This is a genomic window from Exiguobacterium sp. NPDC077395, assembly GCF_050269125.1.
Lineage (GTDB): Bacteria > Bacillota > Bacilli > Exiguobacteriales > Exiguobacteriaceae > Exiguobacterium > Exiguobacterium aestuarii_A.
Window position 1 is genome coordinate 1603896 of sequence record NZ_JBNNHU010000001.1, and the last position, 15986, is coordinate 1619881.

Here is a 15986-nt window from a genome sequence, read left to right on the forward strand (position 1 = left end):
CTTAAGACGTGACGAGGTCACTCCAGGCGCGAGGGTCTTGTTGCCACTCGCGAAGAGAGTGAATCTCTGATTTGTTTAAGTTCCCTGTCGATTCCGCAACCTCGACCAATTCAGGGAATGTCGTCAATGATGTGGCACTGAGATTTGCATCCGCTAAATTCTTCTCTAAAATCGGCAATCCGTAAGAGAAGATGGCTTGAATGCCAACAACCTCACCACCCGCTTCACGAATCGCATGGGCTGCATCGATACTCGACATACCTGTCGACAACAAATCTTCGATGACGAGCACGCGTGCTCCGCGATCGAGTTTCCCTTCGATTTGATTCCCCTTCCCATGACCTTTCGCACTCGAGCGGACGTAAATGAATGGGAGACCGAGACGGTCGGCAAGTAAAGCGCCGTGTGGGATACCGGCTGTGGCCGTTCCCGCGATGATATCGACTTCTGTTGTCCCGACTGCGTCCACCAATCCATCGATGATCATGTTACGGATGTCGGGATAACTGAGCGTTAACCGGTTGTCACAATAGATTGGGCTTCTCAACCCGCTCGACCATGTATATGGCTCCATCGGTGATAATGTGACGGCTTTAATTTGTAATAAGGCTTCAGCGATTTGTTTCATATGATTGTCCCCATTCCATCATAAATTGTTCATACATAGCTAACGGATCATTTGCGCGTGTAATCGGGCGACCGACGACGATTGCGTGGACACCGGCGAGTCTCGCTTCATGCGGCGTCGCGACACGTACTTGGTCGTCATCGGTTTGACCGAGTCGGATCCCAGGTGTGACCGTCATAAACGCGTCACCGAGTTCCTGATGAATCATCTTCGCTTCCTGAACAGATGCAACGACACCATCAAGTCCCGCCTGCTTAGCGAGCGATGCCTGACGGATGACAGCTTGATCAAGTCGACCCGTTATCCCGAGCTCCGTCTGCATCATCTGTTCATCTGTAGATGTCAATTGGGTGACACCAATCAAACGGGTCGTGTCATTTTCTTGGCGAAGCCCATCCAACGCATAGCGCATCATCTTTTCACCGCCTAGCGTATGCACGTTCGTCATCGCGACTCCAAGCTTTCCGATTTGACGCATCGTGCGACGTGCCGTCTCCGGAATGTCATGTACTTTCACATCGAGAAAAACCGGATACCCGAGGTCGACCAACTCTTCGACAAAGCGTCCACCTTCCCGATAAAACAGTTCCATCCCTACTTTGACAGCAGGTCGGCCCGGGAACGGTTTTAATAAATGAAGCGCCTCATCGCGTGTCTCCACGTCAAGGGCGAGATACAAGTTGTGCATATGCTTTCCCCCTCACGTCCAATATATGATCGATTCCAAGTGAATCGAGTCGTGCCGGTAATGCCTCGATGATTTCTTGACAAACATATGGATTTTCAAAATTTGCGGTACCGACCGCAACAGCGGACGCTCCCGCATAGATGAATTCGAGAACATCGTCGACCGTCCGAACGCCGCCCATGGCGATGATTGGGATGTCGACCGCTTGCGCGACTTCATATACCATCCGGACCGCCACCGGTTTAATGGCTGGACCTGATAATCCACCGATTCGGTTCGCCAAGATCGGTTGCCCGGTCTCGATATCGATTCGCATCCCGACGAGCGTATTGATCATCGTCAAACCGTCCGCCCCAGCCGCTTCGACTGCACGCGCCATGTCTGTGATTGACGTGACGTTCGGGGACAGCTTCACATAGACCGGTTTACTTGAAGCCGCTTTGACGAGTCTCGTCAATTCCGCAGCCATCACAGGATCCGTCCCAAACTGCATGCCCCCACACTTCACGTTCGGACATGAGATGTTCAGCTCGATGGCTTTGATGGTCGGGTCCGCACTGATACGACGTGCGACTTCCACATATTCATCAGGCGTCGACCCGGCGACGTTGGCGATGATCTCTGTATCGAAAGTGGAGAGGAACGGCAATTTCTCTTCGATGATTGCATCGACCCCTGGATTTTGAAGGCCGATCGCATTGAGCATCCCTTGCGCCGTCTCTGCGACACGTGGCGTCGCATTTCCGAATCGTGACTCTTCTGTTGCCGCCTTGATCATGATGCCGCCTAAGATGGAGAGGTCATACAGTTTGGCAAACTCTTCCCCGAATCCGAAACATCCGGAAGCCGGGATAATCGGATTTTTCAACTGGAGTCCTGGTAACTCGACATGTAATCTCATAACAGCACCTCTTCCGCATTGAATACCGGTCCATCGCTACATACTTTCACATAGCCTTCCGGCGCTTTGCAGACGCAAGCAAAGCAAGCGCCAATGCCACAACCCATTCGATTTTCAATCGAGATGTAACGCTCAGGAATCGGTGAAGCGGCGACCGCCTTCAACATCGGTTCCGGACCACAGCTGAATAACACGTCCGCATCGATGCGTGCGAGTGGTCCCGTTACAAATCCGCGTTCCCCGTAGCTTCCATCAACGGTCGTGATGATTGTTTCCCCGAGCTCTTGAAATGCTTCTTCATAAAAGACGCTCTCTTTTGAATCAAACCCAAGAATCGCAATCGTCTCAATCCCCATCTCATGTAGACGACGTCTGACGTAGTAAAGGGGAGGTACCCCGATTCCACCACCGACAAGGACAATCCGTTTCCCATGTTGTGCAAGCGGAAACCCGTTCCCGAGTGGTCCGAGGACGTCAAGCGTGTCCCCAACACGCTTTCTTGCCAACTCGGAAGTCCCTTCTCCGATCACCTTATATAAAAATGTGACTTCTTCTCCTTCAACGTTCGCCACCGACAACGGTCGACGTAACAAGCCGGACGTCTTGATGTGAAAGAACGTCCCAGGGGCGATTTCCACCCCAGGACAACGTACTTTCATCTCCATCGTCGCTTTTGCGATTTGGCGATTGCTGATGATGGTTACGTCACGTCTCATACCATCACCCCGAACTTCGTGAATTCCGGAATGCTGACCGTTTGGAACGACAGGCTTTCAATGACTTGTAGTAGCGCTTCGACCGTGTCGAGCGACGTGAGGCACACTGTGCCTTGCTCGGCGGCCGTACGACGAATCAAGAAGCCGTCTTTCGTCACGAGTGCGTCGCGACTCGTCGTATTGATGATCAAGTCGACTTCCCCGCGCTCGATCACGCTGAGCATCGTCTCACCTGATTCTTGAATCTTCCCGACCCGACGGACGCGCATCTGCTCCGCTTCTAGTCCATCTGCCGTACCGCTCGTAGCCATGAGACGGAAGCCGAGACGGTCAAATCGTTTGGCTAAGGCAATCGCCTCCTCCTTGTCGTGATCCGCGATTGTCATGAGGACGTTTCCTTTTAAGGCGATGTTCATTCCAGCTGCGACAAGACCTTTATAGAGTGCCTTTTCAAGAGTCCGGTCTGTTGCCATGACTTCCCCTGTCGATTTCATCTCAGGTCCAAGCGACGGATCGACTTCTTTCAATTTCGCGAAAGAGAAGACCGGCACTTTGACAGAGATGCTGTCTGACTCGGGATGGATGCCTGTTCCAAGACCGAGTTCTTTCAAGCTCGTTCCGAGAATTGTTTGCGTCGCAATTCGTGCGACCGGTAAACCTGTCACTTTTGAGATGAACGGAACCGTTCGGCTCGCACGCGGGTTTACTTCGATGACATACAAATCATCCGCATAGACGAACTGGATGTTCAGAAGCCCTTTGATGCGGAACGCTTTCGCCAATTTGATCGTGTAGTCGACAACTTTTTGCTTCAGCGCGTCACTGAGGCGTTGTGGTGGATATACTGCGATCGAGTCACCAGAGTGTACACCGGCACGTTCGATATGCTCCATGATGCCTGGGATATAGACGTCCGTCCCGTCACAAATCGCGTCGACTTCAATCTCAATCCCCGTTAAATAGCGGTCGATAAGAACTGGGCGATCTTTCGAGGCGATGACGGCGTTTCGCATGTAACGCTCGAGCTCTGACTGTTCATATACAATCTCCATCGCCCGTCCCCCGAGGACGTAAGATGGTCGGACGAGTACCGGATAACCGAGTTCATTCGCACATGCAACCGCCTCTTCGACGTTCGTCGCCGTCTTTCCTGGTGGTTGGGCCAATCGTTCAGCCGACAAGGTAGCTTCGAACGCTTTCCGGTCTTCGGCGCGATCGATGTCTTCTAATGATGTCCCAAGAATTTTCACGCCGTTCGCTTCGAGCGATGCCGCTAAGTTGATGGCAGTCTGTCCACCGAATTGAACGATGACGCCGAGCGGATTCTCGTTATCGATGACTTCTAACACATCTTCCGTCGTCAACGGCTCGAAGTACAGGCGGTCGGAGATGGAGAAGTCTGTCGAGACCGTCTCTGGGTTGTTGTTGATGATGATGGCTTCATATCCGGCGTCACGAATCGTCTGAATCGAATGAACGGTCGCATAGTCAAACTCGACACCTTGACCGATTCGAATCGGGCCTGATCCGAGGACGAGGATCGATGGACGATCTGTCTTCACCGCTTCGTTCTCCACTTCATACGTCCCGTAGAAATATGGCGTCTCCGATGCGAATTCCGCCGCACACGTATCGACCATCTTATACACAGGGCGGATGTTCCATCCGTGACGCTGCGCACGAATCGTCTCAACATCTGTCTCAAGGATTCGGGCGATGGCGACGTCACTGAAGCCGAGTCGCTTCACGTCGAGCAAACGCTCTGACGTCAATGGCTCCGATGCGAGCTGTTGCTCGGTCTGCCAAATATGGTTCAGTTTGTGTAAGTAGAAACGATCGATCTTCGTCAATTGATGAAGCACTTCTACCGTGTATCCGCGGCGAAGAGCCTCATATACCATGAACAAGCGCTCGTCTGTCGGGTGAACGAGACCGTGCTCGAGCTGTTCCGTGCTCAAGTCTTGAAGTTGCGGGAGATATAATTCCTCCATCCCCAGTTCGAGCGAGCGCACGGCTTTTAACAGCGCCTCTTCTAAGTTTCGACCGATGGCCATGACTTCACCCGTCGCTTTCATTTGTGTGCCTAAGCGGCGATCCGCGGACTCAAACTTATCGAAAGCGAAACGAGGGATTTTGGCGACGACATAATCAAGTGCCGGCTCGAACGAGGCGTAGCTCGTCTCGGTGACCGGGTTTTTTAGTTCTGACAACTTATAACCGACAGCGACTTTTGCAGCGAGTTTGGCGATCGGATAGCCTGTCGCTTTTGACGCGAGCGCCGAGCTTCTTGAGACGCGCGGGTTCACTTCGATGACGTAGTATGTGAAGCTATCTGGGTCGAGTGCGAATTGGATGTTACATCCTCCTTCAATCCCGAGTGCCCGGATGATGTCGAGCGAGACGCTACGAAGCATCTGATAATCGCGGTCCGATAACGTCTGAGTCGGTGCGAATACGATAGAGTCTCCTGTATGGACACCGACCGGGTCAAAGTTTTCCATCGCACAGACGATGATGGCCTGGTCGCTCGAGTCACGCATCACCTCAAATTCAACTTCTTTCATCCCGGCAATCGACTTCTCTAACAACACTTGCGTCACTGGACTCGCCTTTAAACCAGATTCGACAATTTGCTCGAACGATTCACGGTCATGGGCAATCCCTCCACCGGTTCCGCCGAGCGTGTAAGCAGGTCGAATGATGATCGGATATCCGATACGCTCCGCAAATCCCCAAGCAGAATCGAGCGTATGGACGATTTCACTCTCAGGAACGCCATGCCCAAGTTCGAACATGAGGTTCCGGAACTGCTCACGGTCTTCAGCTTGCACGATGGCCGCTAGGTTCGTTCCGAGTAATTCCACCCCACAATCGCGTAATACTCCCCGCTTATCGAGTTCAAACGCCAAGTTCAACCCTGTCTGACCACCGAGTGTCGCGAGTAGCGCATCCGGGCGTTCTTGGCGGATGATCCGCTCGACGAATTCGGGTTCGAGCGGTTCGATATAGACGCGGTCCGCTGTCGTCGGGTCCGTCATGATCGTCGCCGGGTTCGAGTTGACGAGAATGACCTCGTAGCCTTCTTCTTTCAAGGCAAGACATGCCTGTGTACCAGCATAATCAAATTCTGCTGCTTGTCCGATCACAATCGGTCCTGATCCGATCACAAGGATTTTCTGAATATCTGGTCGTTTTGGCATGTCAAATTCCCACTTTCTGTTTGTTTTCTTGAACGAGTTGCATGAAACGGTCAAATAAATCGTTGGCGTCAAATGGTCCTGGTGCTGCTTCCGGGTGATACTGTACCGAGAATGTCGGATGATGCAGATGTTTCACTCCTTCGATCGTGCCGTCGTTGACCGCGCGATGCGTCACGATGAGCGCTGTATCGAGTAGTGATGCCTCCTCTACTGCGTATCCATGGTTTTGAGATGTGATCGTCACGGCGCCTGTCTCTAATTCAAGGACAGGATGGTTCGCCCCACGGTGTCCGAACGGAAGTTTGAATGTGTTCGCCCCGTTCGCGAGTGCGATCAGTTGATGACCGAGACATATCCCGAACATCGGTGTCGTCAGCATGAGTTGTTGAATGAGTGGAATCGCTGTCGGGACGTCTTTCGGATCCCCAGGTCCGTTCGACAACATGATGCCATCTGGCTCGTACCGCAACACGTCTTCTGCAGTAGTGTCATGTGGGAAGACGATGACTTCACAGTCCCGCTTCATCAACTCGCGCATGATGCCAAGTTTGGCCCCGAAGTCGATCAACGCGATCCGTGGACCCGTACCCGTACTTACATACGTCCGTTTCGTCGAGACGCGTGCGACTTGATCGTTCGGAGACAGTTCGTGAAAGCGAGATTTTACCTCGTTCCATGTCAACTCACCATCGACGAGGACACCTCGCATGACACCTTGCGCCCGTAAGTGACGTGTCAACATACGCGTGTCGATATCGGATAACCCCGGGATACCAAAGCGAGTAAGCGTTGCATCTAGCGTCGCCGTGGAACGGAAGTTCGACGGTGTGTCGCAAGCCTCTTTTACAATCAATGCTTTTGCCATCGGTACTGTCGTTTCGAAGTCTTCACGATTGACCCCGTAGTTTCCGATCAACGGGTTCGTCAGCACGATCATCTGGTCGCAATACGACGGATCCGACAAAATTTCTTGATAACCGGTCATACCTGTTTGGAAGACGACTTCCCCCATCGTATCCGCTGGTGCCCCGAATCCTTTACCGACAAATTTCATTCCATCCTCAAGCCATAATGTTCGTTTCATCAAATCGCCCCTTATATACAATTTCGCCACCGACCATCGTCATGACCGGCCATCCGACAAGTTGTTTCCGCGTAAACGGTGTGTTCTTTCCTTTTGAATAGAACGTCGACGGATCCACCACTCGCGTCGTTTCTGTATCGATTAGTACCAAATCGGCATCCGCCCCAACTTTCAGTTCACCTCTTGATAATCCAAATACGTCGCTCGGACGCTTCGTCATCCAGTCGATTAACTGATGTTCTTTCATGATGCCCGTCTTCACGAACGTAGTGTAAAGAAGCGGGAACGCTGTCTCAAATCCGGTAATCCCGAATGGTGCACGCTCGATACCTTGCGCTTTCTCCTCTGCCGTATGTGGGGCATGGTCTGTCGCAATCATGTCAATCGTTCCATCGAATAATCCTTCAAGAAGCGCCTGTCGATCGTCCTCGCTTCGGAGCGGAGGATTCATCTTGAAGTTGGCATCGAGCCCTGGGATATCGTCTTCGCTCAAGACGAGGTGGTGAGGAGTCACTTCGGCGGTCACTTGAATACCTGCCCGCTTCGCATCTCGGATGACACGGACCGATTGCAGCGATGAGACGTGACACACGTGATAATGACAGCCCGTTTCTTCAGCAATCAGCACATCTCGGGCGATATGGATACTCTCTGCAAGACTTGGAATCCCTTGAATCCCGTGCGCCTCACTGAACTTCCCTTCGTGGACCGATCCTGCTTTTAGCGTATTGTCTTCACAGTGTGCGACGACGGCCTTGTTCAAGCGTTTCGCTTCACGCATCGCTTGTCGCATCATCGCCGCTGATTGAACACCGACCCCGTCATCGGTGAAGGCGAATGCATCTGATAGAGATTCCATATCAACCTGTTCTTCACCGAGCTGCCGCTTCGTGATGGCAGCGTATGGAAGGACACGGACGATTGCATCTTGCTCAATCTTTTGGAGGAGCGCGTCCATCGTGACGCGATCGTCTGGTACCGGTCGCGTGTTGGGCATCGAACAGATTGTCGTGAATCCGCCCGCCGCTGCCGCCATCGTTCCCGTTTTGATCGTTTCTTTCGCTTCGCCTCCCGGCTCACGCAAGTGGACGTGGACATCGACAAGTCCTGGTGCGAGCAAGTAACTCGTCGCATCGATGACTTCTTCCCCGGCTGTCGACCCGTTATAATCGAGCGATTCGATTTTCCCGTCTTTCAAGAGGATGTTTGTCGTGCGTTTTGTCCCGTTGTCATACCATGTCGCGTGTTGAAGTATCATTGTTGTCCTCCTAATGCTCGATTTAAGATGCTCATGCGTGCATAGACGCCGTTCTTCATTTGCGGGAAGATGCGTGACCGTTCATGTTCGATCAGACTGCCCGCAATCTCGACATCCCGATTGACCGGTGCCGGATGCATAATGATGGCCCCTTCTTTCATCCGCTCGACTCGATCGACCGTCAGTCCATATCGTGTGTGATATTCCTCTTTCGAGAAAATGTCTCCCATGATATGACGCTCGTGCTGAACCCGTAACAGCATGATGACGTCACTTTCTGCTAGCACATCATCAAGTTCTTTACGCTCAAGCCCCATCGAATCATCCCACCATGAGGCTGGGCTGCATCCGACGACGTTTGCCCCGAGACGCTTCAACACACTCGCATTCGATCGAGCGACGCGGCTGTGAACGAGGTCTCCACAGATGGCAACGTTCAATCCTTGGAACGTTCTGAACTCTTCAAAGATCGTGACGAGGTCGAGTAGGGATTGGGAAGGGTGTTCGCCACTCCCGTCGCCCCCATTGAGTACCGGAATATTCAACTTCTCAACGAGCTCATGGTAGTATCCCGCTTCCGGATGTCGGATGACGAGTGCGTCAACTCCAATTGCTTCGAGCGTCTTGCATGTGTCGTATAGGGTCTCTCCCTTCGTGACCGATGACGTCGTCACATCGAACGGAATCTCTTGCATGTTCAAGTGTCGCTCGGCCATTTGAAACGAGTTTTTCGTACGCGTCGAGTTTTCAAAGAACAGGTTTGCGACCGTCTTCCCATCAAATAGTGGGGGTAGGTCCCCTTGCTTATAGCGCAATGACTCTTCAATCATGCCCATGATCTCATCGAGTGAGAGTGTGTCTAAGCTGACGAAGTGTTTGACTGGTTTGACATTCGTTTGCATCGTATTCATGTTCGTCTCCTCCTTTTGTTAGAGGCAAAGAGAAAAGGCGCCTCTTCACCGATGTGAAGGGACGCCTTTATTTGGGCAAGGTACACCCAAATAAACGAGCCTTCACTTTGCCGACCTCACGGGATCGAATTAAAAGTTACTTGCTTGTTTCGTTTCTTCAGTTGTGTTGACTTCCACGACCGTCTCAACTTCTTCTTTCGGTAAGATGGCGTTTAAGAGAATCCCGACTACCGTCGCGAGCGCCATCCCTTGTACAGGGAAACTGCCGAGTTGAATCATCGCACCACCTAGCCCGATGACGAGGATGACTGATGAGATGATCAAGTTGCGTTTTTCTGCCAAATCGACGTTGCTCTCTACCATCGTCCGTAGTCCGTTCGACGCGATGACCCCGAATAAGAGAATCGAGATGCCACCTTTGACTGGATTCGGAATCGTTGAGATGAATGCCTCGATATGACCGAGGAATCCGAAGCTGATGGCCATGAGCGCCGCTCCAGCGATGACATAGACACTGTAGACGCGTGTGATGGCCATGACGCCGTTGTTTTCACCGTATGTCGTACATGGTGGACCACCGAGTGCGGAAGCGACTGCTTTCCCTACCCCGTCACCGAGTAACGTGCGATGGAGGCCAGGATCTTTCATCGTCTCTCGTCCGATGATTTTAGATGTGACCATTTGATCGCCGATATGCTCCGTCATTGTGACGAGTGCGACCGGTACGATCGCGAGGAGTGCACCGACTTGCCACATCGGCATGTAGTCGACGAACACCATCGTGAAGTCAGGGAGTTGGAACAAGCTTGCTTGTTGGATTGGTGAGTAATCGATGATTCCGAATGCTGCAGCAATCCCGTAGCCTCCGACGATTCCGAAAAGGATTGGAACCGCTCCCCAAACCCCTTTCAGTTTTGTCATGGCGAGCATCGTGATTCCAAGTGTCAGGAGTGCGATTGTCATGAACGTTCCGTTATAAGCTCCGTCTTGATTCATCGACATGTCGATGGCGACCGGCGCGAGCGACAAACCGATGACCATGATGACCGGCCCGACGACGACTGGCGGGAGCAACCGGAGCAACCAGTTGACGCCTGTCTTATAAATGATCAAGGAGACGACACCGTATACCGATCCGGCAATGATTCCGCCGAACAGTGCCGCTTCGACACCCCATTGCTGACTGACCGCAATGATTGGGGCGATGTAGGCAAAACTTGAACCGAGGTATGTTGGGACTTTGAAGCGCGTAATCGCTAAGAATGAGAGCGTGGCCACTCCGGAAGCGACGAGGGCGACCGATGTATTTAATCCTGTTAAAATCGGGACTAAAATCGTCGCTCCGAACATGGCGAAGACGTGTTGAAGACTGAATAACAGCCATTGTGGAAAGTGAGCTGGACGCTCGTGGATGTGTAGAACGGGTTGTTTCATATTGAATTTCTCCTTCCTGGCCTCTCTGGACCACCTTAAAGGTTTTAAGATTATTGCTGATTGATTGTCACTTCATCTGCCGTGTCGACTTCACTGAGTCGGACGACGACTTGCTCGGACTTCGATGTCGGAACGTTCTTCCCGATGAAATCAGGTCGAATCGGAAGCTCCCGATGTCCTCGGTCAATCAAGACCGCGAGTTGGATGTAGTCTGGGCGACCATGGTCGACAAGTGCGTCCATTGCGGCACGGACTGTTCGACCGGTATATAGGACGTCGTCGACGAGGACGACGGTCTTCCCATTAATGTCATGCGGCAACTCTGTTGCCTTCACTTCTGGGTCTAACGACTTCTTCGATAAGTCATCCCGGTAAAGCGTGATGTCGAGATTCCCGAGTGCGACCGGCTTGCCTTCAATCTCTTCGATGCGGCGTGCGAGTCGATCAGCGAGCGTCTCGCCTCTCGTCTTGATCCCGACGAGGACGACATCGTCGATTCCTTTGTTCCGCTCGATGATTTCATGAGCGATTCGTGTCAACGCTCGACGGATGGCTGATTCATCTAAAATGACGGACTGTTTCACGTCACTCCTCCTTTCATGCTTCATTCAAAAAAAGAAGACTCCCTCGTCCGGCTGGAAAGGGAGTCTTCATCAAAAACGGCAGTCTGATGCCGGGTTGAATTGACGTTAGTGTGACCGCGGTCACAATCCTTTCACAGCCTCTCTGGACTGGGTTTAAAGGTGTTATGCTTCCTAGACTATAAATCGGAACGTGACAGAAGTCAACGAGTTTTCTCGATTTTATCTAACTTTGCAAGTTCTGCCTTAAAGTCTTCAGGAAGTGGTGCCTCAAATTCCATCCATTCTTTCGTACGTGGATGGTGGAAACCGAGCGTCGCCGCATGGAGGGCTTGACCGCCTAAATCAATTGTCCGACGCGGTCCATATTTCGGGTCGCCTGCGAGCGGATGCCCGATATAGCGCATGTGCACACGGATTTGGTGTGTACGACCTGTCTCGAGTTTACACTCGACGAGCGTGAAGTCTTTGTAGCGCTCGAGCAAGCGGAAATGCGTCACCGCTTCTTTCGCATTCTTGTCCGTCACGGTCATACGCTGACGATCATTCGTATCGCGACCAATCGGTGCCTCAATCGTCCCGAGTTCGTGCACGAGTTCGCCGTGAACGAGCGCGATATATTCACGCTTGATCGTCTTGTCTTTCAATTGACTCGCAAGTGATTCATGAGCCAAGTCATTTTTAGCGACCATGAGAAGTCCCGTCGTATCTTTGTCGATTCGATGCACGATTCCAGGGCGCTTGACGCCATTGATGCCTGAAAGGTCATCACAATGTCCGAGAAGTGCATTGACGAGCGTTCCAGACGTGTGACCGGCAGCAGGATGAACGACCATCCCACGTGCTTTATTGACGACAATCATATCTTCATCTTCATATACGATTTCAAGCGGAATGTGTTCAGGTAACACTTCGAGTTCCACCGCTTCCGGGACGTTCACTTCGATTTCATCGCCCACTTGGAGCTTATAGTTTGGTTTGACGGCACTGCCATTGACGAGAAGTGCCCCTGTCTTAATCCATTCTTGTACTTGTGAGCGTGACCATTCGCCACGGTCGCTCACCCACTTGTCGATCCTTGCCTTTTCATCGGCGACAAAAGTATAGGATTCCATTACGATTGTCCCCTTTCTTTGTGTAATTTTTCTTCAAATAAAATCCCGATGACCATCAAGATGACACCAAACGTGAGTGCCATATCGGCCACGTTAAAAATCGGGAAGTTGTAGCCAAACGGATACGTATCAACAAAATCGACGACTTCACCGCGGAACAGTCGATCGATAAAGTTACCGATCGCACCGGCCAGGAGCAGTCCAACACTGTATCCGAGAAGCTGATACCCGTTCACTTCTTTATGCAGGAAGTAAACAAGGCCCGCAACGACGAGAATCGTGATGATGAAGAAGAACACCATCTGTCCTTCTAACATCCCCCAAGCCGCTCCTTTATTGCGATAAGAGGTCCAGTATAACAAGTTCGGGATGACTTCAATCGATTGACCGATTGTCATCGTCTGAACGACCACCCATTTGGTGAGTTGATCGAGCAGAATCAAGATGACGGCCAATCCGTAATATCGTTTCATATGCGTCTCCTTTCAAGCCGTTAAGAAACCGGAGTGGGGACGCCACTCCGGTTCGTCTTAACCGATTACTGATGCACAGCGTGGGCAAAGCTCAGGATGCTCTTCGTTTTGTCCAAGCTCTGTCGAGTATGTCCAACAACGTGCACAAGCGGCACCATCTGCTTTCTTGACTGTGATTTTCGTCGTCGCATAATCGACGTCTGCCGTCTCAGCCCATTCTACTTGTGATACTTGAAGCAACTGACTGACGTTATCGATTGTTTCCAATAACGCCGCAGTCTCTGCTTTCGGTGCGAGAATCAATTTCGCCTCGAGCGGTTTCCCGATCAATTTCTCGCCACGTGCGATTTCGATCGCTTTGAGGACATCGTCACGGAAGACGAGGAATTTCGACCATTTCTCAAGCAACGCTTGCTCGTCAGCAGTCAATGCATCCACTTCTTCTAGATCCGTCAAGAAGATGCTTGCTTCCGACTTTCCAGGAACCTCTTTCCACGCCTCATCGGCAGTGTGTGGAAGGACTGGAGCCAAGAGCTTCGTCAAAAGGACGACCGCATCGTACATGACCGTTTGAACGGCACGACGGCGGAGATCGTCTTCACGCTCGATATAAAGGATATCTTTTGTAAAGTCGAGATAGAACGATGACAACTCGTTAACGCAGAAGTTATGAACGAGATGATACACCGCCATGAAGTCAAACGTGTCATACGCTTTGACCACTTTTGCTTGGAGTTGTTTCAGTTTCGTTGCCATGAAGCGATCTGCCTCTGGCATGTCGTTGAATGCGACACGCATCGACGGATTAAATCCGTTCAAGTTTCCAAGAAGGAAACGAATCGTGTTACGCATCTTACGGTATACTTCTGACACTTGTTTAAAGTTGTCGTGTGAAGCGCGAACGTCAGACTGATAGTCGACCGACGCGACCCAAAGACGAACGATTTCAGCACCATATTGCTTCACGAGGTCGTTTGGCGCAATCGTGTTACCGAGTGATTTCGACATCTTACGTCCATCACCGTCAAGAACGAAACCGTGGCTCAAGACGTTTCGGTATGGCGCTTTGCCCGTCGTCGCAACAGCTGTTGAGAGTGACGAGTTGAACCAACCGCGGTATTGGTCAGATCCTTCAAGATAAAGGTCAGCCGGGCGACGTAGGTTTTCACGTTCCTCTAATACACCAGCGTGTGAAGAACCTGAATCGAACCAGACGTCCATGATGTCGAGTTCTTTACGGAATTCGCCGTTCGGGCTGTTCGGATGCGTGAATCCTTCAGGAAGAAGGTCTTTTGCTTCACGCTCATACCAGACGTTCGAGCCGTGCTCACGGAATAAGTTTGCGACGTGGTCGATCGTCTCGTTCGTGATGATTTCCGTTCCATCCTCTGCATAGAAGATTGGGATCGGCACGCCCCATGCACGTTGACGACTGATGACCCAATCTCCACGGTCACGGACCATGTTGTAAAGACGTGTCATTCCCCATTCCGGAACCCAGTTCACTTCTTCGATTTCACGGAGCATATCTTCACGGAAATCTTTGATGGAAGCGAACCATTGCGGTGTCGCACGGAAGATGACCGGTTTTTTCGTACGCCAGTCATGCGGGTACGAGTGTTTGATGAACTTCAAGTTGAGCAAGTAGCCGTTCTCTTCAAGTTTCATCCCGATTTGTTTGTTCGCATCTTCATAGAACAACCCTTCGAAACCAGGCGCTTCTGCCGTCATGTAACCACGGTCATCGACCGGGCAAAGGACATCCAAGCCGTAAGCCTGTCCGACACGATAGTCATCTTCCCCGTGCCCTGGTGCTGTATGGACGAGTCCAGTCGCATCCGCTGTGACGTGGTCGCCGAGCATGACGAGTGATGTGCGGTCATACAACGGATGTTGAGCCGTCATATATTCAAAGTCGCGACCGTTCCATGAACCGCTCACAGTGTAATCAGTCCAGCCGAGCGCAGTCGTCACTTCTTCAACGAGCGTCTCTGCGACGATATAGCCTTTTCCTTCGTGTTCGATGCGCGTGTACGTCAATTCATCACTCACTGCGATTCCGAGGTTCGCCGGGATTGTCCAAGGCGTCGTCGTCCAGATGACGAAATGATCGTCAGACGTCAATGTGTCTTTTCCGTCTACGACGCGGAATGCCACGTAGATGGCTGGTGATTTTTTATCGTAATATTCGATTTCCGCTTCTGCGAGTGCAGACTCCGAAGACGGCGACCAGTAGACTGGTTTCTTCCCTTTGTAGATGTATCCTTTTTCAGCCATCGTCCCGAACAAGCGGATTTGTGCCGCCTCATATTCCGGAAGGAGCGTGATGTATGGATTTTCAAAGTCTGCAAGAAGACCGAGACGTTTGAACTGTTCACGTTGTGAGTTCACTTGTTCCATCGCATATTCTGCACACTTTTCACGGAATTCAGCGACCGTCATTTCTTTACGGTTGACGCCAGCTTTTTGAAGGGCGTTCTCGATTGGAAGACCGTGCGTATCCCAACCTGGAATCATTGGAGACTGGTATCCGTTCATCCCTTTGAAACGGACGATGATGTCTTTTAAGACTTTGTTCATCGCATGTCCCATGTGGATGTCGCCGTTCGCATATGGAGGACCATCATGTAAGATGTATTGTGGTTTCCCTGCATTTTTTTCTTGCACCTTGTTGTAAAGGTCCATGTCTTCCCATTCTGTTTGCATCGCTGGTTCGCGTTTTGGTAAATTCCCACGCATTGCGAATTCTGTGTTTGGCATTAATAGCGTGTCTTTGTAGTTCATCGAAACTCCTCCATCAACATTTTTTAGAAAACAAAAAAAACCAACCCATCCCTGATAGGGACGAGTTGGTTGACTCGCGGTACCACCCTACTAGTCTCACGTTCGTGAGACCGCTCTCGGTAACCGATAACGAGGTCAGGCGGTCACGCTTACTCTGGTTCAGCGTGACGACTCATAGGGGATACCGATTCGAGTCTTTCTCTTAGGCTCTCA

At 51.4% G+C, this 15986-nt stretch carries 13 protein-coding genes and 1 other annotated feature (1 of these 14 only partly in view); all 13 genes read right to left on the minus strand.

Annotation, left to right across the window (positions count from 1 at the left end):
• Position 1: 1 nt before the first annotated feature.
• The gene (gene pyrE, locus ACQKD4_RS08260) at positions 2-628 is read right to left on the minus strand and encodes an orotate phosphoribosyltransferase (protein ID WP_427373010.1); all 627 of its coding nucleotides are present in this window, start codon (positions 626-628) and stop codon (positions 2-4) included.
• Positions 612-1316, minus strand: a complete 705-nt coding sequence (gene pyrF / locus ACQKD4_RS08265; protein WP_427373011.1) for an orotidine-5'-phosphate decarboxylase — start codon at positions 1314-1316, stop codon at positions 612-614. Before pyrF ends, pyrE begins: the two co-directional genes overlap by 17 nt.
• The gene (locus ACQKD4_RS08270) at positions 1291-2217 is read right to left on the minus strand and encodes a dihydroorotate dehydrogenase (RefSeq protein ID WP_427373012.1); all 927 of its coding nucleotides are present in this window, start codon (positions 2215-2217) and stop codon (positions 1291-1293) included. The genes pyrF and ACQKD4_RS08270 overlap by 26 nt, the downstream gene beginning before the upstream one ends.
• Positions 2214-2933: a dihydroorotate dehydrogenase electron transfer subunit gene (locus tag ACQKD4_RS08275; RefSeq protein ID WP_427373013.1), complete on the minus strand. Its 720-nt coding sequence runs from the start codon at positions 2931-2933 to the stop codon at positions 2214-2216. Before ACQKD4_RS08275 ends, ACQKD4_RS08270 begins: the two co-directional genes overlap by 4 nt.
• A complete protein-coding gene (carB, locus tag ACQKD4_RS08280; protein WP_427373014.1) occupies positions 2930-6133 on the minus strand; it encodes a carbamoyl-phosphate synthase large subunit in 3204 nt (1067 codons plus the stop codon). Before carB ends, ACQKD4_RS08275 begins: the two co-directional genes overlap by 4 nt.
• 1 nt (position 6134) lies before the next feature.
• Positions 6135-7217, minus strand: coding sequence for a carbamoyl phosphate synthase small subunit (locus ACQKD4_RS08285; RefSeq protein ID WP_427373015.1), 1083 nt, complete (start codon positions 7215-7217; stop codon positions 6135-6137).
• Entirely contained in the window at positions 7195-8475 is a 1281-nt protein-coding gene (locus ACQKD4_RS08290; protein WP_427373016.1) for a dihydroorotase, read from the minus strand. Before ACQKD4_RS08290 ends, ACQKD4_RS08285 begins: the two co-directional genes overlap by 23 nt.
• Positions 8472-9386 carry an aspartate carbamoyltransferase catalytic subunit gene (locus ACQKD4_RS08295; protein ID WP_427373017.1) on the minus strand — a complete coding sequence of 305 codons (915 nt, stop codon included), beginning with the start codon at positions 9384-9386 and terminating at the stop codon, positions 8472-8474. Before ACQKD4_RS08295 ends, ACQKD4_RS08290 begins: the two co-directional genes overlap by 4 nt.
• 129 nt (positions 9387-9515) lie before the next feature.
• Positions 9516-10820, minus strand: coding sequence for a uracil-xanthine permease family protein (locus ACQKD4_RS08300; RefSeq protein ID WP_214815870.1), 1305 nt, complete (start codon positions 10818-10820; stop codon positions 9516-9518).
• Between the two features lie 50 nt (positions 10821-10870).
• The gene (gene pyrR / locus ACQKD4_RS08305; RefSeq protein WP_214745568.1) at positions 10871-11404 is read right to left on the minus strand and encodes a bifunctional pyr operon transcriptional regulator/uracil phosphoribosyltransferase PyrR; all 534 of its coding nucleotides are present in this window, start codon (positions 11402-11404) and stop codon (positions 10871-10873) included.
• A gap of 200 nt (positions 11405-11604) precedes the next feature.
• On the minus strand, positions 11605-12516 hold the full coding sequence (locus tag ACQKD4_RS08310) for an RluA family pseudouridine synthase (RefSeq protein ID WP_214691771.1): 912 nt from the start codon (positions 12514-12516) through the stop codon (positions 11605-11607).
• Positions 12516-12989: a signal peptidase II gene (lspA, locus tag ACQKD4_RS08315; protein ID WP_074034865.1), complete on the minus strand. Its 474-nt coding sequence runs from the start codon at positions 12987-12989 to the stop codon at positions 12516-12518. The genes ACQKD4_RS08310 and lspA overlap by 1 nt, the downstream gene beginning before the upstream one ends.
• Before the next feature lie 57 nt (positions 12990-13046).
• The gene (gene ileS, locus ACQKD4_RS08320; protein ID WP_274664027.1) at positions 13047-15773 is read right to left on the minus strand and encodes an isoleucine--tRNA ligase; all 2727 of its coding nucleotides are present in this window, start codon (positions 15771-15773) and stop codon (positions 13047-13049) included.
• Positions 15774-15826: 53 nt separating this feature from the next.
• Positions 15827-15986, minus strand: a binding site (T-box leader) (it continues 60 nt past the right edge of the window).

Bases quoted from the DNA above. Each gene is read 5' to 3' on its own strand.
- pyrE (WP_427373010.1), bottom strand. From the start codon at position 628: ATGAAACAAATCGCTGAAGCCTTATTACAAATTAAAGCCGTCACATTA.
- pyrF (WP_427373011.1), bottom strand. From the start codon at position 1,316: ATGCACAACTTGTATCTCGCCCTTGACGTGGAGACACGCGATGAGGCG.
- ACQKD4_RS08270 (WP_427373012.1), bottom strand. From the start codon at position 2,217: ATGAGATTACATGTCGAGTTACCAGGACTCCAGTTGAAAAATCCGATT.
- ACQKD4_RS08275 (WP_427373013.1), bottom strand. From the start codon at position 2,933: ATGAGACGTGACGTAACCATCATCAGCAATCGCCAAATCGCAAAAGCG.
- carB (WP_427373014.1), bottom strand. From the start codon at position 6,133: ATGCCAAAACGACCAGATATTCAGAAAATCCTTGTGATCGGATCAGGA.
- ACQKD4_RS08285 (WP_427373015.1), bottom strand. From the start codon at position 7,217: ATGAAACGAACATTATGGCTTGAGGATGGAATGAAATTTGTCGGTAAA.
- ACQKD4_RS08290 (WP_427373016.1), bottom strand. From the start codon at position 8,475: ATGATACTTCAACACGCGACATGGTATGACAACGGGACAAAACGCACG.
- ACQKD4_RS08295 (WP_427373017.1), bottom strand. From the start codon at position 9,386: ATGAATACGATGCAAACGAATGTCAAACCAGTCAAACACTTCGTCAGC.
- ACQKD4_RS08300 (WP_214815870.1), bottom strand. From the start codon at position 10,820: ATGAAACAACCCGTTCTACACATCCACGAGCGTCCAGCTCACTTTCCA.
- ACQKD4_RS08310 (WP_214691771.1), bottom strand. From the start codon at position 12,516: ATGGAATCCTATACTTTTGTCGCCGATGAAAAGGCAAGGATCGACAAG.
- lspA (WP_074034865.1), bottom strand. From the start codon at position 12,989: ATGAAACGATATTACGGATTGGCCGTCATCTTGATTCTGCTCGATCAA.
- ileS (WP_274664027.1), bottom strand. From the start codon at position 15,773: ATGAACTACAAAGACACGCTATTAATGCCAAACACAGAATTCGCAATG.